This is a genomic window from Niallia alba (assembly GCF_012933555.1).
Taxonomy (GTDB): Bacteria; Bacillota; Bacilli; order Bacillales; family Cytobacillaceae; genus Niallia; species Niallia alba.
Genome location: NZ_JABBPK010000001.1, coordinates 1173912 through 1199816, shown reverse-complemented (window position 1 = coordinate 1199816; position 25905 = coordinate 1173912). Strand labels below are relative to the sequence as shown.

The window sequence follows — 25905 nt, the reverse complement described above, 5'->3', positions numbered from 1 at the left end:
TAACAAACAGCTAATTTTTAAGAATTAAAGAACGGAGTAAATATAAAATGAGTGCTTCCATACATTTCATTTCCCAATACGGATACATTGCCATCTTTGCGCTTTTTGCATTAAGCGGTTTAGGCATTCCTGTTCCAGATGAAGCTTTATTAACCTTTGTAGGTTACCTTACTTCCATTTCCATGATGAACTTCCTACTTGCTGATATTATTTGCTTTATTGGTGCCCTTAGTGCCATGGTTATCAATTACACATTAGGTAAAAAAATTGGAAAGCCATTTCTACTTACACACGGAAAATGGATCAAGCTTACACCTAGCAAATTAAAACGAGTCGAAAATTGGTTTGATAAATATGGCCCTTGGACAATAGTTATTGCCAATTTCATCCCAGGTGTCAGAAGATTAACTTCCTACTTTTCAGGCGTTTCCGGGATGAATCTTTCAAAATACATTTTATTTGCTGCGATTGGTTCCTTTTTGTGGTGCTTGCTTTTTAATATCATTGGTTACTATATCGGAGTGCTTCCTTTTTAAAATGGAACAGAAGTTTTCCCCCACTCTAAAACAAAAAGGGGTAGTCCGATAAACAAGGACTACCCCCTTCTAACAAATATAACTCAAGCAAATAAATCCGAAGATAAATAACGCTCTCCTGTATCTGGTGCTATGCATAGAACTTTAGCATTTTTTGAAAGTTCATTAGCAATTTGTACAGCAAAATGCGCACTTGATGCACCAGATGCCCCTACAAAGATTCCTTCTTCCGCTGCAAGACGTCTTGCCATTACTTCGGCATCGTGATCTTTAATCAATAATACCTCATCAAAAATAGCACGGTTCAAGATTTTAGGAATAAATCCTGGGCCTGTCCCTGGAATTTTGTGTGGTCCTGGTTTACCACCTGATAATACTGGTGAACCAAATGGCTCTACTACATATATTTTTATACTAGGAATCATTTTCTTTAATTCTTCTCCGACCCCAGTAACAGTTCCACCTGTCCCTGCTGTCAAGACAAGTGCATCTAACTTTCCTTCAAAAGCTTCATAAATTTCTACAGCCGTTGTACCTCGATGCGCGTCTGAATTTGCAGGATTCTCAAACTGCATTGGAATGAAGCTTTCTTCTATATCGTTTGCTAAGCGATTTGCTTCATCAATTGCTCCTTGCATTCGTCTGCTGCCTGGAGTTAAATGAACCTCGGCTCCATATGCTTTTAAAATTTGCACACGTTCCTTTGTTGCATTGTCAGGCATCGTGATGATACAACGGTAGCCCTTCACCGCCGCTACCATCGCAATTCCTATTCCAGTATTACCTGATGTTGGTTCAATAATCGTGCTTTTTCCTGGGATAAGCTTCCCTTCTTTTTCTGCGTTTTCAATCATATTTAATGCCGCACGGTCTTTTACACTTCCGCCAGGATTAAAAGACTCTAACTTAATATATACTTCTGCCCTAGTTGGGGTTGGTATTCTATTTAATTGAACAATTGGTGTATTCCCTATTAATTCAAGTACAGATTTGTACAGCTTCATTTTTCACTGTTCCTCCTATAATCTGCGAGCATATTTTTCAATTATACTGCTCATTTCTTTTACCTTAGATGTTACTTTATCCGCATAAGTAAAGTCACCATAGCAATATGGATATCTAAAATTCAACTTGTCATTATTACAGGTGTAAATGGTTGGCGATCGTTCGACCATATATTCTGAATAGGTCTTTGCAGATTCCTCACTATGTTCAACCTGACTATTACTAACAATAAAGTCAATATAACCTGGTCCCATATTATAGCTTTGGATGATTGTTTCTATGTCCACCCCTTGCTTCTGACCATACTTGTACATTTCTGCAAAGTGAAAAACTCCCTGCTTAATACTTTCTGAAGGATCTTCAATTGCATTTCTTTTTAGTCCTGCTGATTCAGAGGATTGCATCGGATCATTTCCCTTACCATGACTTTCTTGATCCATAATAGCCAGTAAAATGGGGGAAAGTTCCTCTGCATTTAATTCATTTAATTCTAATTCATTCGCAATTTCTGGTAAATATTTCAACAATCTTTGTTGGTTATTTTGTTTGATTGTACTATTAACAAATAAATAGCCAAAGTATATAACTACTATTAAGACAATTATTGTGTTCGTCACAGTTTTTCTTCTTCTCTTCATCCCTATCCCTCGTTGACGCTTAAAAAACGATTAAACGTTTCCTGATTTTTTTGCCGTTACCTGATACATTAATTCATTATACAAGAAACAATATGGAATTTCATTCCCTGCGAAAGAGAACTTTTATTTTTCCTTAAAAAAATAAAAAACTTAGCTAATGCAAAAGAAAATGCATTAACTAAGTCTTAGAGTTACATCATGATTCTTGAACAGTAGAAGTAGGCTTTCCTGCTTCGATTAGGACTTTGTCTCTTCCTAAGAAAAAGGACAAAATAATAATAAACGCCCCGGTTCCCAATAATAACCACTCTATATCAATAAAATCTGCAAGTGGACCAAATATTAACATCCCTATTGGCATCATTGAGGTAGAAATCATTCCCATTACGCCGAAAACTCTTCCCAAAAATCCTTCTTCTATTTTTTCCTGTAATAAAACAGTTGTTGGTGTATTAAAGATTGGCATTGCCAAACCAAATAGTGCCATGAACACTAAATAGATCCAGAAGAACGGAATAATCCCAAGTACAACGGTACAAACTCCCATAATGATGCTGGCAAGTGTCATTGTTTTTATTTTATTCTGAAATCCTCCCCATGATGCGATGACTCCTCCTCCTACCATCATTCCAATGGAAAAGGCTATCTCAATAGCAGTTAACCGCCATACATCATCTCCAAAGCTACGCGTAACCTGCAAAGGAGTTAGGAATGCTGCTGGAGCCATAAGCACAAAGAAAATCGCAAAAAAGGCAAAGAATTTTTTCAAAAAGGCATGATTATTTACATACTTAAGCCCTTCTTTGAAATCACTAAAATAGCTGGTAGTTTGTTCCTCTGTTGCTTTTTGATGTGCAGGTATCTTTAAAAAGGCAAGCAAGGTAAAAATAGCAATTGCTGCTGTCACAACGTCTATGAAAAATATTGTTTCAATTGATGCCAATGTTAATAGGGCAGCACTTACCATTGGCGATACAAACATGATAATCGCCTGAATACTTCCGTTAATCCCATTGACCTTTGTCAGCTTTTCCTTTGGAACAATTTGCGGTAAAATCGCACCGACAGATGGTGTCTGTATTCCCGTCCCAAACGCTCGAACAGCAGCCATCACAAATAGTAGCCAAATTGGATCATATCCCATTAAAAAGAGAATGGCCAATATCAATGTTGCAAACGCAATAAGTCCATCAGACAGCATAATTAATAGCTTACGATTATAGCGGTCTGCCCAAACCCCCGCGACTGGCGATAAAATAAATGTTGGAAGAAATCCACAAAGGATATATAACGTCATCATCAGACCCGATTCGGTTGTTAACGTTATATGCCACATAATCGCATACTGTACAAGCGACGATCCAAATAGAGAAATCGTCTGACTACTAAGAAATAACACGATATTCCGATACCAATTTTCTTTATTATTAACTGTACTCATTTATAAACCTCACATTCTAATTTTTTCTTCATGTGAATAAGTCTATCTATGTCTATAAGAGCAGAAAAAAAGAGCGAAGACCTGGTATTCTCCCCTCTTTTTATTAACCAATATTAGGTTTCCAATAAATAGACAGACCAATCCCGTTCTTCTTAATAGAAGACTATCCAAACGTATTTAGTTAACGATGAAAAGTGGGAATCTTAATCTCATTGATGCTGTCAAAAGGAAAACCTCCGCTTCGTTTTGTATTCCAATTAATCATAGCATAAGCATAGTACTGGAAACAATCGCTTACAGAGTAAATTTTTTATTCGCTTTTTTCAAAAATTATGTAAATGATTGGTATTATGTTTAATAGATAGCTTTTTTTAGCAAAAATACGATTTTATCAACTAAACCAACTACTTTTTCAATAAATAAGAAGCAGAAGACCATCCCCCCCCGCTTCTTGCTCTCCATCTTTTTTCTTTCAGTTAACGAATTAATAACTCCAGGTTTCCTTATCATAAAATACTTATTAGACTAAAATGTATATAAAATACATAAAGGAATGCTTAAAAACTAATTTTTACTTTTTATTAAAAATCGTACTTTGCTTCCTTCTTTTCTCTAATTTCCGTAAAAGTTTCCGTCAATACGATGGTATCTTCCACTAACCGTTCGATACGGAATAATACGTCATCGTCGGTAATTTCTTTGCGGTAGAAATCTTTTTCCTCAATGAATACATAAGTTTGCACGATTTGTGCTTTCATATAAGCCAAAATTGGCTTCAATTGCTGTTCCGCAATCAAATAATGTTTGGATGAACCAGCTGTTACGACAATACTAACTACTTTATCGCGAAAAGCATTTTGCGGCAATAAATCAAAAATATTTTTTAAGGTAGCAGGAATCGATGCTTGGAAAACCGGTGTACCTATAATTATTGCATCTGCTTCCATTAAAGTTTTTGTGACATATCCGGTATCACCTTCATATTCCAGATAATTTCTTCCATCACTAAATTGGATATCATAGTCCGCTAAATCGAGTAACGTTATCTCAACTTCAGGATAATTATCCGTAATAGCCTTCATTGTGTAATCCATTGCTGTTCTTGTTTTTGATCCGACCTTTGAACCGGATAAACCAACAATTTTCATTTCTTATGCCTCCGATTTTTTTGTATATTTTCTAATAGCCGGCAATATTTCTGAGCCAATGATTTCCACATTTTTCATGACATTTTTAAATGGCATTCCACCAAAGTCAATTTGTGCAATATAGCGTTGATGATTAAACATTTCATGTTGATAAAGAATTTTTTCTATAATTTGCTGCGGGCTTCCGATATTCATAATATTATGCGGATCTACGCCTTGTGCAAAATGCTGTTTTGGGAATCCAGCTCCATTTGTTTTTTTCATGCCTTCATTAATATGTGGATACATATCTTTTAAAGCTTGTTGAGATGATTCTGCTGCATAGAAAAAGCCTGCTGTTGCTACGGGTAATTCTGCAGGGTCAAAGCCACTGTTTCTTGCTGCTTCGCGATATGCGTCAACTGTGCGTTTAAATACAGATGCTGGACCGCCTAAATGTGCCATAAACATTGGGGCTCCTACCATCCCTGCTCTAATTGCACTTGCTGGTGTCCCTCCAACCGCTCGCCAAATCGGAATAAAGCCATTTTTAGGACGTGGCAAAACTTTCGCATTTCTTAACGGTGCACGGAATTCCCCGCTCCAATTCACTACTTCCGCTTCATTAATTTTCATCAATAGTTCAAACTTTTCTTCAAATAATTCTTCATAATTACGAAGATCATAACCTAACAAATCAAATAAACCGACTCTAGATGCACGACCAGCAATAATTTCTGCACGGCCTTTAGAAATTAAATCGATTGTTGCAAAATCCTCATACACTCGAACTGGATCAGATGTACTAATAATCGTAGAGGAGCTGGCAATTTTTATATTTTTCGTTGCTTGTGCAATGGCTGATAAAACAACCGAATGCGCTTGTGTGATGAAATATTCTTGATGACTTTCCCCTACACTAAAGAAATCTAGACCCGCTTGATCTGCTAATTTTGCATATTCGATAATTTCATGCACACGTTCTTCTGCAGAAATTCGCTCTCCTGTAAGTGGATTGGGCAAATGATCCCCTAATGTATAGATTCCAAACTCTAACCCTTTTGGATCTAGTCCGTATTTTTTCAATTGATTCACCTTTCTTCTATCCTGCATTTAATTAAGACTATTCTTCAATTCCTCAGGCGATCTCTCCCAATATTCATTGTTAAAATCTACAAGGAACTTTTTTAGCGATTGCTTTGATTCGTCCTCCATACTCTCTAGTGCAAATCTTCGTTTGATTGCTTTATCGAGACTATTTACATGCTCAGGCATCGACTTATAGCCAAATCGTTTCCTGCTTCCTTCTTTCATTTGCTTTGCTACCAAGATTTCACAAGCACCTGCTCCAGAATAATAAGCACCATCCTGATTTCTGTCTAACGCAATCCAAATAACCCAATATTTATGTGGATCTAAATCTAGGACTTCTTCTTTCGTCACATCCTTAAAAAATACTTTCTGTTCTACTTTACTTCTGCCATGCATAGCACCTACATCAATAAATACTTCCTGGCTTTCTCGGTCGATAATGATTGGTGTAACATTCTCTAAAGAAATAGAGCCAACTCCATATCCACCATCACCTTTTGTAGGGTCATTTCGTAAAATATTAAATTGTGCATTTTTGGGGGATGAACCTTGCTTTTTATTGTCCATGTTTTCTTTTGCTCCACCTTTCTCTTCCCTAATTCATATTCTCGTTTTGAGCGAGAAATGTTACTTCTGCCCACACTAGGTTGTGCTGAGTTGTAGTTCCACAAGCCACTTACGCTTTTGCTTTACAAACATAAGACATTTCTTTTGGAGATTAATTACTCCTTCTAAATGACTTGTCTTGATTGTAATATTAAGACCGATGGCGTTTCATGGCAATTATTCTGCTTGCTAGGGGAATATTTCTATGTACAAAGATTAATCCGAGTTCTGTTTAGTTTGCCTTTGTTTTGAGTGGGCTATGTATGAGTCTAGTTGATTGAAAATAGTGGGTTTGGGTGGTTGTGGAGGCTTTTTTGGGTTTTGTTAGTAACTTTTTCGGCTTTTGTTCTTTTGATGAACGCTTTTTTCTTTGTGTCGTTGCTTTTTGGTTTTCTTGTCTTTGGTGAACGCCACTTTTTCCTTGTGCTGGTGCTTTTTTGGTTTTCATCCCCCTTATGAACACCACTTTTTCCTTCTACTACTGCTTTTCTGGCTTTCATCTCCTTTATGAACACCACTTTTTCCTTCTACTACTGCTTTTTTGGTTTTCATCTCCTTTATGAACACCACTTTTTCCTTCTACTACTGCTTTTTTGGTTTTCATCCCCTTTATGAACACCACTTTTTCCTTCTACTACTGCTTTTTTGGTTTTCATCCCCTTTATGAACACCACTTTTTCCTTGTGCTGCTGCTTTTTTGGTTTTCATCTCCTTTATGAACACCACTTTTTCCTTCTACTACTGCTTTTTTGGTTTTCATCCCCCTTATGAACACCACTTTTTCCTTCTACTACTGCTTTTCTGGCTTTCATCTCCTTTATGAACACCACTTTTTCCTTCTACTACTGCTTTTTTGGTTTTCATCTCCTTTATGAACACCACTTTTTCCTTCTACTACTGCTTTTTTGGTTTTCATCCCCTTTATGAACACCACTTTTTCCTTCTACTACTGCTTTTTTGGTTTTCATCCCCTTTATGAACACCACTTTTTCCTTCTTCTGCTGCTTTTCTGGTTTTCATCCCCCTCATAAACACCACTTTTTCCTTCTAAAAATACCTTGTCAGCTTTCAGTAATAAAAAAAGCCCACCGTACTAATTCATTCATACGGTAAGCTTCGTTTTAAAAATCTATCACTTAAACTGGAACCAGCCAAAATCAAAATTGCTTCCTGGTAAAAATACAAAGGTAACTTTTTGCACCCCTATTACTTTTTCCAAATCAAATGCTTGTTCCTCATAACCGTCAGACTTATGAAACTCTACCATTTGATTGCTGTCACCTTCGTCACTTGCAAAACGAACATGAATCGTATTTTTTTCTATTGGCGATCTCCCAGAAATAATTAACTTTGTAGCTCCACTTGCCGTAAAATCGAATGATTCAAATGTTAAGGAAACATTGTTCCCAATTCCTTCTACACTATTTTCTTTTATTTCGAAAGTATCCCCATAAATATGATTGCATTCAGATGCATAATTACGTTCAAATGCTTGATTTTTCTTTTCAAAATAAAAGCCTTTTATATGGACTTTTTGACGGAAGACAAAACAAATCGATTTAATTCCACGGAGCCTTTTGGAAAGCTGGTATGTTTCTTCCTGGTAAACATTCCACTTTGATGGTTTTTGATAAATAACATCCGCTACTAATTCGCTACCCTCTTCATCAGGCATTCCCTCCCAAATTTGCAGGGAATATTCATCATCAGATAAGGCAAAAATCGGTATAGTGATTTTATCTGACCCATAATTCCCAAAGTCTATTTCACGAAGCCCGACTTGCGTTTCACCATCTCTACTTGTCGCAACACCACGCTCATTCCCGTTAGTTACTTCGCCTTTGCTATAGTCATATAATCCTGCTGAGATAAATCCATATGGATCTTTATACGCTTTTCCAAGACCAACCGCCTTATATTCGAGCTCAGAAATAAGCTTCGTTTTATCCGTACCATTCTTGCTTGTACAACGAAGACGAAACTCTCCATCACCTAAGGCTGTCACTTTTACTTTATCACCATTCACGTCCACTTTCGCTATATTGATTCAATACCAGCATCGTTGACAACACTCCACTCTAGTTCTCTATAAGAAGTATCTTCCGGAAATAGTTTGGCTGTAATAAACATCTCTTTTCTAGCTGCATCAAATAGTTGCCCAGATTCACTAATAATTTCAATTTTGCGTAGGGGCACTTCTTCTTCTTTCCCCATAACAGTTGGTGTATCTGTATTTTTCATCGTAGCGGAAACACCAATTAATACGCTTTCCTTAGCTGGAAGGCTTTCAAACGCTAAGATTTCACTTTCTAGTCCTTTAGAGGTTACCTCCATTTGAATTTTTCCAGGTTCCGTTGTGGCTGCAATAATTGCCATCATCTTCCCACTAAACAGCCTTCTACTTACCCCTTTGTATTGATCATAATCTGTACTATCTCCATTATCTAAGCCAACTAGGCGGCCAGCCCCCGTCACGTTTACGTACACACGATTTGTGGCATTTTCCACTGGATTTCCAGCCTTATCCTCTGTTCCAATTTCTACAAAAAGTAAATCTGTACCATTTGCAGTTAGTTTTTGCTTATCTGCTTTCAAAGTAATTTTTTTCGCATCACCGAAGGATTTTTTTGTGTCTGTTGCGATTATATTACTTGCATCATCATAGGCAATTGCTGTTAGCTCCCCTTTTTCATAAGGGATTTTCCACCAGCCTACAAGGTCTGTCCCGTGTTTATGATCGATAACATGGGTACCAATTGTTTTCCCGTTAAGTTGCAATTCCACTTTGGGAGCATTGGATGATACGCGTACATCAACCATTTGGCCTTCGCTAAAGTCCCAATAAGGAAAAAGATGTACCATCGGTTTTTTTCTGTAATCTGTCCATGCCGCTTGATAAATATAATAGGAGTCCTTTTTTAAAGTAGCTGTGTCGATTTGGCCAAAATAAGCATTTTTCGTATGATAAGGTGTTGGCTCCCCGATATAGTCGAATCCTGTCCAAATAAACGTTCCAAGGGAAAAAGGTGCATCTCTATCAGCTATAATACAAGCTTCTGTCGACTGAGCCCCCCAGCTTGTGGAACTATTTCCAAGTGCAGAACATTGTTCATCATCATCGGCGAGAATCGATTTTTCATAAGGAAAATGATAGATACCCCTACTTTGGACAACCGATGCAGTTTCACTTCCGTAAATAATCCAATCTGGATGTGCTTCATGATGCTTATGGTAGTATTTTTCCCCATAATTATAGCCTGCGACTTTTACAATATCCGCACATTTTTGTGCATTTTCCCATGGCATATAATTGGAACCAATTGTTACCCAGGCATTGTTCTTCGGATCATACTTATGTACTTCCTCCATTAACATCCTTGTTATTTCTTGCCCTCTCTCGTCTGCATGGGTGTCATATATTTCGTTTCCAATACTCCACATTAACAGACTTGGATGATTTCGGTCTCGCCTCACCCAGCTTCTTATATCGATCGGTGCCCACTCTTTAAAGAAACGCGCGTAATCATACTTAGTCTTCGGTCTTTCCCACATATCAAATGCTTCTGAAACGACAAGAAATCCTAGCTCATCTGCTAAATCCATTAGCTCTTTTGCCGGCATATTGTGGGCTGTTCTAATCGCATTTACGCCCATATCCTTTAATATTTCGAATCTTCTTTGTAAAGCTTGTTTATTAAACGCAGCTCCTAATGCCCCTAAATCATGATGTTCACAAACACCATTTAGCTTCATTCTTTTGCCATTTAAGCGAAGTCCCTGCTTGGCATCTAGAACAATACTTCGAAAGCCTATATTTTGGGTAACAGCTTCAACTGTCGTTAACTCAGGATAAATCATTTGCAACTCTGTTTTAAGCTGATATAAATGTGGCTCATCTATGCTCCAAAGCAATGGATGATCGACAAAGAGACTTTGTTTATTAGAAGCAGCTGTTTCCGTTTCTGCTTCCACCTTTTCTGAGGAAATGGCTAACCTTTGATTTTTGAAAAAAATAGAGTGGATGAGGTGCACGTCTTGATCAATCGCTAATTCTGTCTCCACTTCGACACGCCAACGATTATCTTGTTGATTCATGGTAATGTAAATTCCATCGGTAACTAGATGATTTTTATCTCTTGTCTTAAGCCAGACATTCCGATAAATCCCAGCTCCTGAATACCATCGACTATTAGGGCTTTCATACACTACTTTTACAAGGATATCATTTTCACCATCGACCATAGCAGCTGTGATATCATGTTCAAATGAGGAATAACCATTTTTCCACTCCCCAACAAACTTGTTTACATATACAGAGGAATCCATATACACACCATCAAAACATACCAATACCTGCTCCGTTTGTTTCCTTGAATAAGTAAATCGTTTACGATACCAACCAATGCTAGTTTCATAGAGATCGAGTGTATTATAAATAAGCCAATCATGTGGCAAATCAATTGGCTTAAATTCTAAATGAGTACTATCTGTCACTTCCAAACCGCTTTTTGCAAATTCCCATCCGTCATTAAAAAGCATTTTCCTATTCATTATATGTGCGACTCCTTTTATTTAGGTTCTTTAAGGAGATGACGGTTCTTTGCTCTCAAAAAGAAGCAGAAGAACCGTCCTCCCTCTGTTACCCAGTTATCTTTATAGCTTGCTCTTGAGCTTCGATACATAGTTCTGCCGCTTTGAATGAATGTTCTTGGGTCATTGCGTTTTCGGTTCCATTTAAGCAGTCTAAAATGAACTGACCAAAGAAAGGATATCCTACTTTTCCTGAAAGCTCAAAGTGTTTCTCTCCCTCTTGGTTTACTAAGTATAGGTGGTTTGATGAATTGCTTCGAGCTATATCAATATACTTTCTTACTTCGATATAACCTTCTGTTCCAAGGATAAGTACCCGTCCATCTCCCCATGTCCCTAACCCATCTGGTGTAAACCAATCCACTCGGAAGTAAAACGTCGCCCCGTTGTCTGCTAAAAGAGTTGCATCCCCAAAATCCTCAAATTCTGGGTGATCTTTAAAACTATAGTTCGCTACTTTACTGTGCAATACCTTTGCATCCTTTGCACCTGTATAATATAAGAACTGTTCAATTTGATGACTTCCAATATCACAAAGAATTCCGCCAAAATATGCTGGATCAAAGAACCAATCTGGTCTTGATTCTGGATTAGCACGATGGGGGCCAAATCCTGTTACTTGAATCACTCGCCCAATAGCTCCTTGTTCAATTAATTGGCCTGCAAATATAGCACTCTCTACATGTAATCTTTCACTATAGTAGATGCCCCATTTTAGTCCTGTTTCTGCGACTTTTTTTCTAGCTAGGATTACTTGTTCCTTTTTTGTAAATGCAGGCTTATCAGCAAAATAATGCTTTCCGGCATCTAACACACGAAGCCCTAACTCACAGCGATCTACTGGTATGCATGCGCTTGCAATAAGATGAATAGTTGTATTTTCTAGAATTTCCTGCTCGGACGTTGCCACAGTAGCACTCGGATATTTTTCACAAAAGGCAGCTGCTTTTTGTGCATCAGGATCATAGACTGCTACTAATTCTCCACCTGCTTCTATTAATCCATTACACATTCCATAAATATGGCCATGGTCAAGACCAATGGCAGCAAAGAGAAACTCACCTTTATCTACTACTTTATTGACCTTACCTTCTGGTGCGTAGTTCATTCCGTCCTTTTTGTTCATTCTAATCACTCCTCTATCGGATTAAAAATTCTATTCAGCTATTTTAGGAAACAACTAAATGATTATTCATACTTGCCGCCAGTTGTTATAGTGTTATCAGAAAAGTTTTCCACCACATTTTTCTTTTCATAAAAATGTTTTGCGTGAGTAAGAATTCCTTCTCTTGTAAAAAAAGGATCTTCTTTTGTTAAAGGTAATTTGACTGTTTTACCTGTATTTGCAGCCTGATAAATAGCTGTAATCAGCTCAAGAGTTTGCTGACCTTGTTTCCCATCAATGAGTACATCCTTTTTCCCGTTAACTGCTAATAATACGTCATAAATTTGACCAGTATGCCCTTCATATGAAATGGATGGCAAACGATCATATACTTGTTGAATTTGTTCTGCTAATTGCGGATCATCTTCTGGAAAGCCATTCTCTTTTGACTTAGAGGCTTTCACCTTCCAAGGAGCAGATACTCGAGCATTTTTCCCTTGGAAAATTAATTGTTGTTCCTCTCCATGATGAATGACGGAGCTCGTAATTTGGGCAAGAGCGCCATTGTCATATTTCATGATGGCGATAGATATGTCTTCAACTTCTGCATTATCATGAGAAGCGTTACTTGCAACAGCCGTTACTTCTGCTGGCATTCCATTCATCCATTGGAAAATATCGATATGATGAACAGCATGATTTAACGTACAACCTCCACCCTCTTTCTCCCAAGTTCCTCTCCACCATAAATCATAGTAGCTATAGCCTCTCCACCAATAAGAATCAACCTGTGTATGTACAATTGGTCCCATTAATTTTGTATCCAATACTTGTTTCAATTTCATCATCGGATTAGTAAAACGATTTTGGGCAACAACCGATAAGATGCGTTTATTTTTCTTCGCTGCCTCATTCATTGCATGACATTCCTCTAAGGAAGAAGCCATTGGCTTTTCCACTAAAACATGCGTTCCTGCATTCATCGCAGCAATTGAAATTTCAGCATGTGTATAAGGGGGAGTACAAACAGAAACTAAATCTATATCAGGTCTGTTTAAAAGCTCTTTATAATCATCATATATATCCACATCTAACTGATAGTCCTTAGCCTTTTGATGTGCTTTGTCTGGATAAATGTCACAAAGTGCAACTATTTTACACTCATCCTTAAACTGCAAATATCCCTTTACGTGAGAACTAGAAATTGCACCTGTGCCAATGATAGCTATGTTAATCAATATGCAGACACTTCCTTTTATTTGAGTATAATGACATTTTTATGAAGGAAAACTAGTTGCTTTACTGGAATGGATCGACTTGTTTAGTAATTCTTGTTGGGAATAAAAATAGTAAACTTGTATAAGGGAGGAAAATAATAAAGAACGGAAATTTAGATAGCTCTTGGCTTAGAGATTACGGAATGCTTCTTCTATTCACCACCTTTTCTGAATCGTTTTTAAACGAGTTTTATTTTGTGGAATTATCAAATTGTTAACGATTACATTTCTTCCTATTAATCTGTTAAAATATATGTGCTCCGACTATTTATTATAGGAAGAATTGAGTTTCATTTCAAGTAAAATGTAACCCCTTTCTTACCTTCTAATGAAAAAGGGACGAATCTCACGCATCCTATTGGATACATAAGAACCGTCCGTGGGCACTGAAAAACTGGCTAGTTAATGATGATGGGCAATAGCCACTTTTTAAACATAAGATGATGGATTTGTTTTCCGAGGCGTCCGCTCGCTTTCCATGGGGCGAGCGGACGCCTCTCCAAACCAACCTTATTTTCACTTTCGAATATGCTTGCTCTTAATCCCGCACGAAAAAAAGACTTTTTCAGTGGTCTCGAACCGTCCCTCCGATTCCTTATGCTGGGTTTACTTCTAATTCTACTTTAATTTTGATGTCTTTTCCTACTAGTACGCCACCTGATTCTAATACTGCGTTCCAAGTAAGTCCGAAGTCTTCACGGTTGATTTTTGCTTCCCCTTCAAAACCGTAAACTTCTACACCCCATGGGTTTGTGCCTTTTCCACCGAATTCTACGTCAAATGTTACTGGTTTCGTAACATCTTTAATTGTTAAATCTCCTGTTACTTTAAAGTCATCTCCATCTTTTGTAATAGAAGTGGATTTAAAATCAATTGTTGGATATTTTTCTACATCAAAGAAGTCAGCTGATTTTAAGTGATTGTCGCGATCTTCGCTATGTGTATTAATGCTTGCTACTTCAAATTTAAATGCAATGCTAGCCGTTGTTAGGTCTGTTAAATCTGCAGCTTCTACGTCTGCTGTATAAGAGTTAAATTGCCCCTTTACCTTTGAAACCATCATATGTTTTACTTCGAACCCTACGCTAGAATGTGATTGATCTACTGTCCATTTTGCCATTTTAAAATTCCTCCATTTTCCTTTTTTATTTTGAATTCAAGATATTTATTCAAAAAATTAGTCTCCCTCGATTTTTATTTCCATTCAAGGCAAACTGATTAGAGATTTTTCTACCGAAAAATACTTTGAAATAAATTATCTCTAATTAAAGATAATTTTACACACATCTTTTTGTTTTGTCTATACTTAAGTAAAAAATTTTTTTATTAAATTTTGGTAAGAAATTCTGTAACTTTATAAATTTATCTTATAACCATTTCTCCTCTTCACTCATTAAGTATTTGTATTTCTTATGTAAAAATGATAATTAAAAAAATCGCCAACCAACAGCATTGCGTACATGCTCTATTAAACTTGTTTTCGATAAAATCGTTACTATACTTGCTTTTGATAAACGATAGGAAACTACTTTTACCTATTACAGATAAACAAAAAAAGTAGGTATCAACAGAGTCGATAACCTACTTTTTTATTAGGCAGTTTTCGTAAAGTTTGTTGCGATAACCCGCAGCTGGAATACACCCCGCTTTCCGTGGAGCTAAGCTTAACCCTCCTCAGCTTTGAACTGGGGTCTCAGACTGTCTCGCTAATCCCCGTGGCGTCTACGTGTATTCCGGCTGCTCCATTCCATTATTCCAACTAATTCTTTTTTTCGATTAAAAAACAACAATCCTTTAGAAAACAGCCTTTTATTAACAGAATGTATCTTTTGATTTTGGTACAGAAAGTCCAAATAATGGACGAAGATACAAGGCTACAAACGTACCAGCTAATGCTAGAATTCCCCATACGTAACCATGTACACTGAAAGATGCGATACCACCAAAGTATGCACCTACATTACATCCAAATGCTAGACGTGATCCATAGCCCATTAATAACCCACCGATGATGGAAGCAAGCACATTTCCAACCGTTACTTTTGAGAATTTAAATAGACCGCCTGCTGCTGATGCTAAAAATGCACCAAAGATTACACCAAAGTTTAAAATAGTTGTCGAGTCTGCAAAAATAGAAGCTTCTAAAGCTTGGGCATTTGCCCCTTGCCAGAATCCCCAACTTGCTACATCCATTCCAAAGAATTGTGCTACTTTAGAGCCCCATAAAGCAAAAGCAGATGTAATTCCCCATGGAGTACCACGTGTCATCAATGTTAAAGCATTAAGTACAGCTAACACGACTGCTGCTGCAAACAATGGCCAAGAACCACGGAAAATTCGTTTCCAGCCTGTTGTGGTTGGAAGTGGAGCCATTTTTGGTGCTTTTCTTTTTCTTTCAATCACTAATGTAACCCATGCAATTAAACCAAATAATATGATCGATACTAGCCAAGCTCCACCATAGCCAAGACCTGTAGAGGTTGCTAATGAAATGGGTTTAAATGATGGTAATTCTTGCGTCCAAAATGTTAAATGGGCTGCCCCAATCGTTGAACCAATGATAAAGAATAATAATGTCACAAACGCAACAGAACGTCCACCACCTACTGCATACAATGTACCAGACGCACATCCGCCGCCTAGCTGCATGCCGATACCAAACATAAAGGCACCAACAACAAGACTAACGCCAACTGGTGATACATATCCAGTTGCTCCTGTTCCAAAAAATGAAATGCCATATGCTAAAATTGGTGCAAAAAGGGTTACTGCCACTGCAAGCATTAGCATATGGGCACGCAATGCTTGCCCATTCCCTACAGATGCAAGTCTGCGAAATGCTGACGTGAAACCAAAACGAGCATGAAACAATGTATAACCAAGTAAAAGACCTAATACCAATAATATAGGTTGCATACTCTGTTGTGTCACGATTAAGTAGACTAGTAGAATTGCTGCAACAATAAGTCCACCGATGATTAAAGGCATCTGTGGAGCCTTTAATCCTTTGGGCTGTTCTTCAAGACTCTTTGCTATTTGAACCGATTGAACATTTGCTGAAGTTTCCACTCCTAAACACCCTTTCCCTATTAATATAGTCGGATTTACTTTTTTCATCTTAAAGTTATTTTGAGGTAGTGTCAATAAGAAAATCTTTCTTTTTGACAGTTTATACTACGTAAACCTTTACATTTAAACTTATCGAAAAATGAATAAAGAAGCTGGGACAAAACAAAATATATAATAGCTAAAGACGAACAATCTCTCATTTAGTAGCGAAACCAACTCATTCCATCATTTTTTAAAAGAAAATATAATTAGTAGGAAATACGAAGCAGCCTGAATACACGTAGACTCCTATGGGAGCTGCGAGAAAGTCCAAGACCCCGCAGGAACGAGGAGGCTTGGCGCTCGCCCCATGGAAAGCGAAGTGTATTCAGGCTGCGGGTGATCACCACAAACCTTCTTTCTTAAAATGAATAAAACCCCAAACAATTATACGAACTTTTCTTAGCATGTACGTATAATGTTCGGGGTTATTTGGTTGAAAATACTTATGCTCCAGCTTCTCTTAATCGAATTGCCTTTTCTTAGCTATTATTCATTTCCCTTTTTAACCCATTCTGCAACTGTAACAGTACGTTTAGCTTGGTGCTTCACAGCGCCTTGCACGTCTTCAATCATTTTCCCATCTTGTCCAACTGTTACACTTGTTCCATAAGGGTTTCCGCCTGCTCCGAAAAGGACAGGATCAGTGTATCCTGGAGTAGCGATAATAGCACCCCAATGCATCATGGAAGTGTATAAAGATAATAGTGTTGCTTCTTTTCACCATGTGGATTTTGTGCTGAAGTCATCGCACTTACTACTTTGTTCACTGTTTTTCCTGTTGCCCAAAGTCCGCCTTGTAAATCAATGAATTGCTTCATTTGAGATGGCATTGTACCAAAACGTGTAGGAACACTGAAAATAATAGCATCTGCCCACTCAATATCTTCTGATGTTGCAACTGGTACATCTTTTGTTGCTTCAACTGTTGATTTCCATACTTCATTGCTGTCGACAACAGATTGTGGTGCTAATTCTTGTACTTTTACTACTTTCACTTCTGCGCCTGCTTCTTTTGCACCTTCTGCAGCCCATTGTGCTAATTGATAGTTTGTTCCACCCATACTATAAAAAACTACTGCTACTTTAACATTTGACATAGTTTCCATCTCCTTTGATTTCTTAAATAATTTGTCTAAAAACCCCATAAGTACACCTGCTTTTATTTATTATGCTCGGGAACTTATAAGAACTACCTTCACTGAATACGTATTTTTCCAATGTTGCTGTTCTTTTTATTCCCTATTAATTGAAATTTATCCCACTCTTGACGGGCAGTAAACCCCCGCTCATGGAAATTTTCTTTATAATTGTTTTTTCTTTTAAATAAAGGCTGGTTTCGTAAAATTTATTGCTTTTATCCGACAGCCTAAATAAATTATCTATTCGTTATTGCAGAATACCATTTGCCAGCTGCTTCTACTTCTTCAGCTGTTAATTGATGGCCTCTGTTTTCCCAATGCATTTCAACATTAGCATTTGCTTTTGCAAGCATTGATTGTAATTCGTTTGATTCTTCTGGTGAACAAATTGGATCATTTGTCCCCGCTGCAATAAATACTGCTTTTCCTGTTAAATCAGGAAGTATAATCCCTCTTCTTGGAACCATTGGATGATGAAGAATAGCTGCTTTCAATGCATCCTGATAGTGGAATAGTAAGCTCGCTGCAATATTAGCACCATTAGAATATCCAATGGCAATTACATTATTTCGATCAAACTCATATTCTTTAGCAGCTTCATCAAGAAATTCATTTAATTCCTGTGTACGGAAAATTAAATCTTCCTCATCAAATACACCTTCAGCTAATCGCTTAAAAAAACGGGGCATTCCATTTTCTAAAATATTTCCACGAACACTTAATACAGCTGCATCATCATCAATCATGCCAGCAAGAGGCAATAAATCTAATTCAGTGCCGCCTGTACCATGTAATAGCAATAATGTTGGCTTTTTCGAATCTTTACCTTTATTGAAAATATGCTTCATTCCTTCTCCTCCTCTAAAATTCTAACGTTAACATTAGGCAATGCAGCTGTTAGTTCCTCTCTTTTTTCCTCTAGCCACTCAGGCAGCATAAGCTTTTTTCCTAGATTGCTTACTGGCTCATCTACCGCAAATCCTGGACCATCGGTAGCAATCTCAAAAAGAATCCCACCTTCTTCATGAAAATATAGTGCCTTAAAATAGTTCCGGTCTTTGATCTCAGTTGGATAATAGCCTTTTTCTAATAGAGACAATCTCCATTGCTGAAGCTCTTCCATGTCTCTCGCTCTCCAAGCAATGTGATGGACTGTTCCTGCTCCCATGAGACCGCGAACAGATGGGGTCAATTTTATATCAATCACATTGCCTATCTGCGCCTCTGTTGAGAAACGAAGATACCCTGCATCTTCTCCCACATATTTAAGACCTAATATATTTTCTAGTACTTCTGCTGTTTTGCTAGGTTGTGCAGAATTTAAAGTTGCCCCGCCAAATCCTTTAATAGCAACAGATGGATTAATATCTCCTATTGCCCAATTATTTATTGGGCCATCCTTTCTTTCCACCAATTCGATTTGAAGTCCATCTGGATCAACAAATTGCAAATAATTTTCGTCAAATCTAATAACACTTTCCACTTTCACACCATGACGATGAAGACGATTCTTCCAAAATTCACTAGTACCATGAGGAATAACATAACTTGTAACACCGACCTGTCCTGTGCCAATTCTACCTTTCAGCTGTTTTTCCCACGGAAAGAAAGTAATCACGGTTCCTGGCGTTCCTGCTTCATTCCCAAAATAAAGATGATATACTTCAGGACGATCAAAGTTAATCGTCTTTTTTACCATTCTTAGACCAAGAATACTAGCATAAAAATCGATATTTTTTTGAGCATCATTAACCATTGCTGAAATATGATGTATCCCTGCCGTTTTCTGCATACTATCCTCTCCAATCAAAGGATTATTGTGGTCTTTCTTTCGTAAACATTTCACCGATTTTTGCATAGTCATTTCCAGCTAACCTGCTGACTGGAGCTAATGCTCGTGGGTCAATTCTGCCATTTTCGTAAAGATTATTGTCGATGTGGTAAAGTATTACTCTTCCAATCAGAAAATCACATCCTGGAAGGGCATTTGCCTCTCCCAATTCTAATGAGTGTTCCAATACACATTCCATGCGAACTTTTGCTTCTTTTACACCAGGTACAGAAATTTTACTACTATCAATAGGCGTTAACCTCGCTAGCTTAATTTCACTTTGACTTGGAGAAAGATTTGCTGCAGTTTGATTGATTTTATCAACATTTTGCTCATCTACAATGTGAATAACAAATTCCTTCTTACTTAAAATATTTCTCGCTGTATCCTTTTGCTTCCCATTGGAGCGCTGGATAGATAATGAAACCAATGGCGGGTTAGACGACACAATATTAAAGTAGCTAAACGGAGCTCCATTTAAGACGCCTTCTTCCGATAAGCTAGTAACAAAGGCAATTGGCCTAGGAATTATGCTTCCAATTAGAAATTTATAATTATCTCTTTCTGAAATAATTTTCGGATCAATAGACTGCATCAAATCATCCTTTACAAAGTTAGTCGAGATTTCTTACATCAATTGGTATTAATCTACGTTCAAGCTGTTCTCTATACTGCTCATATTGAGTTGGCAACATTAATTTTTCTCCCATTGTTTCTTGGGATTCATCAATCGCAAATCCCGGAGGATCTGTTGCAATTTCAAAGAGAATTTCTCCATGCTCTCTAAAATAGATGGCGTTAAAATAATTTCGATCCTGAACAGGTGTAACATGATATCCATTTTGTGAAACATGCTTTTGCCAATCTAATTGATCATGATCATCCACTGCTCTAAAGGCAATATGATGAACTGTTCCAACACCCATTGCTCCACTACCACTAGTAGTCCATTTTAAATCAATGACATTGCCGATATCGCTGAAAGAACGGAATCGAACATACTCTCCTTCTTTCCCAACTTTTTCAAAGCCCATCACGTTTTCTAAAAGTTCTGCCGTTTTTTCTGGTTGTTTTGATAAAAGTGTTGCGCCGCCAAAACCTTTAATTGCGTTTTCTGATGTTACTTCACCAAACTGCCAGCTATTATTCTTTCCTTCTTCTCTTTCCACAATTTCTAGTAGTAATCCATGGGGATCAGCAAATTCCAAGTATTTTTCACCAAAGCGTTCCGTTTTTGTGAAAGATATATTAAATTTCACTAATCTATTCTCCCAAAATGTCAGTGCTCCTTTAGGAACAACATAAGAAGTTACGCCAACTTGCCCATCTCCAATAATTCCTTGACGTGCTCCTACCCATGGAAAGAAAGTAATAATCGTTCCGGGATTCCCGCCTTCATCTCCAAAATATAAATGGTATGTTCCTGGATCATCAAAATTGACAGTTTGTTTTACTAAACGTAATCCTAACACTCCTGCATAGAAATCAACATTCTCTTGAGGATGGCCTACAATTGCTGTAATATGGTGAATTCCACTTGTTTTTTTCGTCATTTCCCTTCCACTCCTATTCCTTAATAAACTCTGCATTATTACTTAATATTAGATAATTGCTAGAAAATCATTTGTATGATTTTTATAATTCACCTATTATTACGAATTAAAATATTATTAATTCGAGATATCGTTTTAAAAAAATTACATGCTTTGTGCATGAAGACCTAGTTTTTTTAACTGCTCAATTAGCATTTCTTTCTCATTCGTATCTAAACCCCCACATATCTCTCTCATCGCTATCTTATGCTTTGGGAAGACTTTATCCATTAGTTCGGTTCCTTGTTTGGTAATAACCACATAAGTAATCCGACGATCTTTAGGACATGGCTTTCTCCTGATTAAGTTTTTATGCTCTAATTTATCTACAACATAAGTAATACTGCTACTTGCAAGGAGGATTTTTTCTCCAATCTTTTGAATCGGCTGATCCCCTTTGCTGTAGATTAATTCCAAAACAGAAAACTCTGTAGGGTTTAATCCAAGACATTTTATATCTTCTTCTACTCGTTTCTTAATCGATTGCAAAGCTCTCGATAAAACGACAAATACCTTTAAAGATAAATCTTCATCATATGTTAATAATTCTTTATTATCCATGATAATCACCCTTTCAATTATCTTGAATTCGAGATAATTATATAACAGCATATTTGTACATGTCAACTGGTTTTATTAAAACACTACAATTATTCTACGCACCATTAATTTAAGCTTATGATTATTTTCTATAATCAAATCTGTCTTTTGGAGCATGAAGTGTATGCCCATTCACCACTACTGTATTTTTATCTGTCCATTCAATAGTCGCTGTTTCTTCGTTATTATTCCAATAAACATTTTTGGTCTTATTATCTTTATTATTCAATACAAGTTCCCCGCGAATTGCATAGGAAGTAGTAGCACCACCATTTACTAGATAAGCTTTTAAGGTGTAAGTGCCATCTGGAGAGGTTTCTTCTGTTAAGTATTCCCCTTTTGGCAATCTATTCATATCGTAAAATGCCCAATATACTGCATATCCAATCAGGCCCAAAAGAATAAGACTAATTACAATAACCGTTAATCCTTTGTTTCTTTTTTTGTTTGTGTTAGATAGGTTAGTGTTCAAGTGGTTTCCTCCGCATTGAATATTATCAAAAAATTCCTTCTTTATTATACATTATTTGGAGGTAGAGATTCATTAAAAAGCATCCTGAATACCCATACAAAAAAACAGGCGAAATTTCTTCCACCTGTTTAGTCAATCCATAAGTATTATGAACGCTTTTGTTTTTTTCTAGAAGAATCAGCCTTCGTTTTTCCTGTTTCCTTCGTAGTTGTTCCTTGACCTTCAGGTTGTGTAGCACCTAAACCAATTGTTGATGGATCTGCTTTTCTATTTGTCATTCAATTCACCTCCACTGTCTAGTTTTCCTTGAATAAATGAAGTTATGTGAATTGTTGTATAAAGAATTGTAAAAATCCTTTTGTAACTTTATTTGCTGTTATTCGTATTACTTTACATACGCATGAATCAAACAATCGCAGTATATAAAGAAAACTTCCATCAGTGGGGTTTTCCCTCATCCCCACCTAGCTTCCTCAATTTTCCTGTTTGAGCTGGGACGTTAAGAGTGGGATGAATCAAGTAATGGAGAGAAAGGAGGAAAGACTGTCATGAACAATCAGACAAACACTAATTCAATCATTTCGTTAACGTTTGGGATTTTATCGCTATTAATTCCCATCATTGGTCTTATCTTAGGAATTATCAGCATTGTTTTTTCGAGAAAAGCAGTAAATGAAATCAATAGAACGAATGAAAATGGGAGAGGTTTTGCGACAGCTGGTTTAATATGCAGTATAGTCGGGATCATTTTTCAATTATTAATATTGTTGGGGGTTTTCGCGTTTTTTTCAGTGTCTACTTTTGGATAAAATATGTCGTTTTTGTGAGGCTCTCCCGTTGCGGAGAGCCTTTTTAAGGAAAATATTTCCATGTATCTAGATTTAAATTATTAATGAAGCTAAAAAATTCTTTATAAAAATCTTCTTCCCATTGTCTTCTTAACTTATTGACAGTTATGCTTGTACATAAATCCTCCTAAAAATACAGTCTTTAAATTAAATCGATCTTCTCATATAGTAATCACACAGGAATGTAACTTGAGAGGAGTAGTAAGATGAAAATAGAAGCACCAAAAATTCCAACAGATTTACCTTCAAGGAATTTTCACGACATATTGTACGAGGAAGATTTAGAGCTAGAAATGTGCCAAATTCAACAGTCTATTTTTGATGATGAAGTATTAAACAAAGTGCGATTATCGAAAATGGTGCTGAAAAATTGTAAATTTATCAATACTGATTTTTCCGGTATGGAATTAACAGACGTTATTTTTGAAAACTGTGATTTCTCTAATGCTAAGCTCAGCAGTTCTTCTATACACAAATGCCAATTTAGTAATTGCAAATTATTAGGCGTGGATTTTACAGACTCTCGTTTTGGTAATGTGCAATTTACTGATTCTTTATTGAACTTAGCTGCATTTGGAAGCTCCAAATTAGAAAAAATTAGGTTTCAAGACTCACCAGTAGAATCAGCGGATTTTTACGACTGTATCTTTAAAAAAGTGGAATTTAAAAAATGTACAATGGACGGGGCGAATTTTGAAAGAACTTCCCTTAACGGGGTGGATATTAGTACATCAACCTTCCAATCTCTAATGGTATCTCCAACAGATTTAAAAGGATGTAAAGTATCTACCTACCAAGCCATTCAATTTTCTGCTCTATTGGGATTGGAGATTATTGATTAATCGCATAAAAAAGCTCTAGCAAGTCGACTTTCTGACTTACTAGAGCTTTTTTCATCATCCCCAAACCTTCACATAATTCTTCCCTTTTTTTAATGAGCTGATTGGTCCTAGTACACTTTGTGCAAGTTTTCTCTCACCTAAATAATCAGTATCTATAGCCACTTCGCTTCCATCTGGATTTTCAAATTCTGCATCTACAATGCGCACTCGTTTAAGCGTTTGTGTTGTTTGTACCTCTCCAAGAATGCGCTCAAAATCATCTGGAAGTTCCACTGACAAATATACTTCTGTTCCTTCTTCTACTAGTTTTAAGTTAGGGTTAAAATGAACTTCTGCTAGCTTTTCTTCTTCTCTTTCAAAAGCTTTCGCTCCATTTAAGTAGGCATTTCGATTAATGTATACGGGCTGTTCTACTTTATTAAATGCTTCGTGATCGCCTGGGTCTTGGTGAACGGTTTCAATATATTCCTCAAGGGAAGCAGGATAGCCGTTGTAATGTGCTGTACCAACATCCTCTAGAGCCTCATCTCCTACAAAGATGTTATGGTAAAAACGATCATCGCCTCCATAGGTCACAGCAAATCCCGCTACCTCTGTACTATGTGGGACATGATATGGTGTTGCTCGATCAAGCATTTTCCGATGAACCATTTTTCCGCGAATTAAGTTATTTATATAGGCTCCACCTTGGGCATGATTATCTAAAGCATAATCGGCTGTTAAAATATTATGATCGACGATGTAAGGACCGCTACTTACTTCAACGAATAAATCACGATTGTTGCGATAGTAAAGATTACTACTCACTCTTGTTCCTTGCGTCTGCCAATCTAACCATGTTCCTAACGAACAGTCATGGATACGATTATGGTGTATTTGCACATCAATTGCAGCATGAAGCTTGATCCCTGCAATTTCATGTCCGTAGAACTCTCTCTTTAAGGCAATGTTATAAATATGATTGTTATAAATTTCGCTGAAGACACAGCCAAGATGACCAACGATTCCGTTTTGTCCGCAATCATATATTGTATTATTCCGGACGATATGGGAACCAATCTTCTCTTTGCTCCAACCAGCTTGTCTAGCAAGGAAGACAGATTCTAATTGATATTGGTAACCTGGTTTATCTTTACGCTTCGTACGATAGTTATTCCCAGTCGACCCTTCTTTTCCAAGACTAATCCCACTACATTTAGAATCATGGATGATATTGTCCTCGATAATCCAACCTTTACTCCAATGTGGACCTAGTAATCCTGGCTGATCAGCAGTAGGTGGCGTCCATGGAGTTGCCGCTTGGGCCATCTCAAAGCCTCTTACTGTGATATAATTAATTCCTGTTTCTTCTGGATAAAAGCAGGCTTTTCGAACATTTATTTCCACTAACTCTTCTGCAGGGTTATAATCTTGAAAATTCGCATAGATAGTTGTCGTATTTTCATTCACTTCCGAAAACCAAACATATTCTGTTTGTTCAGGATGATGAACGGGGACATTCTTCTTTGTCCAATGATCTAATACTTCTGTTTGTTTTGTAGGGTTTTGGACTTGTTCTAACGTTTCAGCTTCATAAAAGGACATGCCATTTACATATACATCCCCTAAATGTCTGCCTGGATTATAGACAATCCAATCGCCAAATATTTCTTCCTTATAAGGATTATATTCGCCAAAAAATGAATTTGGGATTTCTGTTTTCCAAATAGTCCCCTCCACTTGCTGCCAATTCTGAATTTGCTCCGATCCTTTAATGACCACCTTTTCACCGTCAGCAGCTTGGTAGGTAATCCTTCTTGTATTGCTTAATCCCGCATTCTTTGGTTTTACCCATTCTCGATATTCCCCTTCGTGCACAATAATGGTGTCTCCTGCTACAGCAACAGAAGCTGCTTTGTTGATAGTTAAAAATGGACTTTGTTTCGTTCCTTCTCCAAGATCTGATCCGTTTTTTGCTATATGATATTCAACCGCCATTTTTTCTTCCTCCTTCATTGTGACTCTGTCCTCATTATAGAAACTTTAAAAAGTGGATACTATTCAAAATGTAGTA

22 protein-coding genes and 2 pseudogenes are annotated in these 25905 nt (G+C 37.0%); 3 read left to right on the top strand and 21 right to left on the bottom strand.

The genetic code is table 11. The features are described 5' to 3' along the window. The first annotated feature begins 47 nt into the window (after positions 1–47). Positions 48–536 carry a DedA family protein gene (locus HHU08_RS05960; protein WP_016204280.1) on the top strand — a complete coding sequence of 163 codons (489 nt, stop codon included), beginning with the start codon at positions 48–50 and terminating at the stop codon, positions 534–536. Positions 537–619: 83 nt separating this feature from the next. Here the strand turns inward: HHU08_RS05960 and cysK are convergent, their stop codons facing one another. The 20 genes and pseudogenes from cysK to HHU08_RS05860 form a co-directional block, all read right to left on the bottom strand. Continuing rightward, positions 620–1540, bottom strand: coding sequence for a cysteine synthase A (cysK, locus tag HHU08_RS05955; RefSeq protein WP_016204281.1), 921 nt, complete (start codon positions 1538–1540; stop codon positions 620–622). 15 nt (positions 1541–1555) lie between these two features. Next, on the bottom strand, positions 1556–2179 hold the full coding sequence (locus tag HHU08_RS05950) for a lysozyme family protein (RefSeq protein WP_016204282.1): 624 nt from the start codon (positions 2177–2179) through the stop codon (positions 1556–1558). Positions 2180–2375: 196 nt separating this feature from the next. Further along, the gene (locus HHU08_RS05945; RefSeq protein ID WP_016204283.1) at positions 2376–3620 is read right to left on the bottom strand and encodes an MFS transporter; all 1245 of its coding nucleotides are present in this window, start codon (positions 3618–3620) and stop codon (positions 2376–2378) included. 581 nt (positions 3621–4201) lie between these two features. Further along, positions 4202–4768 (bottom strand): NADPH-dependent FMN reductase, encoded by a 567-nt coding sequence (locus HHU08_RS05940; protein ID WP_101730433.1) that lies wholly within the window; start codon positions 4766–4768, stop codon positions 4202–4204. Between the two features lie 3 nt (positions 4769–4771). Then, a complete protein-coding gene (locus tag HHU08_RS05935; RefSeq protein ID WP_101730602.1) occupies positions 4772–5833 on the bottom strand; it encodes an LLM class flavin-dependent oxidoreductase in 1062 nt (353 codons plus the stop codon). A gap of 27 nt (positions 5834–5860) precedes the next feature. Then, on the bottom strand, positions 5861–6406 hold the full coding sequence (locus HHU08_RS05930; protein ID WP_016204285.1) for a YwhD family protein: 546 nt from the start codon (positions 6404–6406) through the stop codon (positions 5861–5863). A gap of 271 nt (positions 6407–6677) precedes the next feature. After that, the gene (locus HHU08_RS05925; RefSeq protein WP_156827855.1) at positions 6678–6893 is read right to left on the bottom strand and encodes a hypothetical protein; all 216 of its coding nucleotides are present in this window, start codon (positions 6891–6893) and stop codon (positions 6678–6680) included. A 684-nt stretch (positions 6894–7577) separates the two neighbouring features. Further along, positions 7578–10996 (bottom strand): annotated as a pseudogene (locus tag HHU08_RS05920) (glycoside hydrolase family 2 TIM barrel-domain containing protein). Positions 10997–11084: 88 nt separating this feature from the next. Further along, positions 11085–12161, bottom strand: coding sequence for a Gfo/Idh/MocA family protein (locus HHU08_RS05915; RefSeq protein ID WP_101730437.1), 1077 nt, complete (start codon positions 12159–12161; stop codon positions 11085–11087). A 62-nt stretch (positions 12162–12223) separates the two neighbouring features. Further along, positions 12224–13378: a Gfo/Idh/MocA family protein gene (locus HHU08_RS05910; protein ID WP_169188028.1), complete on the bottom strand. Its 1155-nt coding sequence runs from the start codon at positions 13376–13378 to the stop codon at positions 12224–12226. 634 nt (positions 13379–14012) lie between these two features. Then, positions 14013–14537, bottom strand: a complete 525-nt coding sequence (locus tag HHU08_RS05905; protein ID WP_016204289.1) for a YceI family protein — start codon at positions 14535–14537, stop codon at positions 14013–14015. Between the two features lie 692 nt (positions 14538–15229). Beyond that, positions 15230–16486: a YeeE/YedE family protein gene (locus tag HHU08_RS05900; RefSeq protein WP_169189620.1), complete on the bottom strand. Its 1257-nt coding sequence runs from the start codon at positions 16484–16486 to the stop codon at positions 15230–15232. A gap of 528 nt (positions 16487–17014) precedes the next feature. After that, a pseudogene (gene wrbA / locus HHU08_RS05895) lies at positions 17015–17625 on the bottom strand (NAD(P)H:quinone oxidoreductase). Positions 17626–17903: 278 nt separating this feature from the next. Next, positions 17904–18515, bottom strand: a complete 612-nt coding sequence (locus tag HHU08_RS05890) for an alpha/beta hydrolase (protein ID WP_016204292.1) — start codon at positions 18513–18515, stop codon at positions 17904–17906. Next, entirely contained in the window at positions 18512–19459 is a 948-nt protein-coding gene (locus tag HHU08_RS05885) for a ring-cleaving dioxygenase (RefSeq protein WP_101730440.1), read from the bottom strand. The genes HHU08_RS05890 and HHU08_RS05885 overlap by 4 nt, the downstream gene beginning before the upstream one ends. A 22-nt stretch (positions 19460–19481) precedes the next feature. After that, the gene (locus HHU08_RS05880; protein ID WP_101730441.1) at positions 19482–20093 is read right to left on the bottom strand and encodes a flavin reductase family protein; all 612 of its coding nucleotides are present in this window, start codon (positions 20091–20093) and stop codon (positions 19482–19484) included. A gap of 19 nt (positions 20094–20112) precedes the next feature. Then, positions 20113–21051 carry a ring-cleaving dioxygenase gene (locus tag HHU08_RS05875; protein WP_169188027.1) on the bottom strand — a complete coding sequence of 313 codons (939 nt, stop codon included), beginning with the start codon at positions 21049–21051 and terminating at the stop codon, positions 20113–20115. A gap of 144 nt (positions 21052–21195) precedes the next feature. Further along, positions 21196–21651, bottom strand: coding sequence for a MarR family winged helix-turn-helix transcriptional regulator (locus tag HHU08_RS05870; protein WP_169188026.1), 456 nt, complete (start codon positions 21649–21651; stop codon positions 21196–21198). A 121-nt stretch (positions 21652–21772) separates the two neighbouring features. Then, complete coding sequence (locus HHU08_RS05865) at positions 21773–22162, bottom strand: DUF5412 domain-containing protein (RefSeq protein WP_016204297.1); 390 nt, start codon at positions 22160–22162, stop codon at positions 21773–21775. A 146-nt stretch (positions 22163–22308) separates the two neighbouring features. Then, a complete protein-coding gene (locus HHU08_RS05860; protein WP_169188025.1) occupies positions 22309–22440 on the bottom strand; it encodes a YuzL family protein in 132 nt (43 codons plus the stop codon). Positions 22441–22710: 270 nt separating this feature from the next. Between HHU08_RS05860 and HHU08_RS05855 the strand changes: the two genes are divergently transcribed. Further along, positions 22711–22971, top strand: a complete 261-nt coding sequence (locus HHU08_RS05855; RefSeq protein ID WP_169188024.1) for a DUF4190 domain-containing protein — start codon at positions 22711–22713, stop codon at positions 22969–22971. Positions 22972–23216: 245 nt separating this feature from the next. Beyond that, a complete protein-coding gene (locus tag HHU08_RS05850; RefSeq protein ID WP_169188023.1) occupies positions 23217–23852 on the top strand; it encodes a pentapeptide repeat-containing protein in 636 nt (211 codons plus the stop codon). Positions 23853–23906: 54 nt separating this feature from the next. Here the strand turns inward: HHU08_RS05850 and HHU08_RS05845 are convergent, their stop codons facing one another. Further along, the gene (locus HHU08_RS05845) at positions 23907–25829 is read right to left on the bottom strand and encodes a right-handed parallel beta-helix repeat-containing protein (protein WP_016204301.1); all 1923 of its coding nucleotides are present in this window, start codon (positions 25827–25829) and stop codon (positions 23907–23909) included. Positions 25830–25905: the final 76 nt, after the last annotated feature.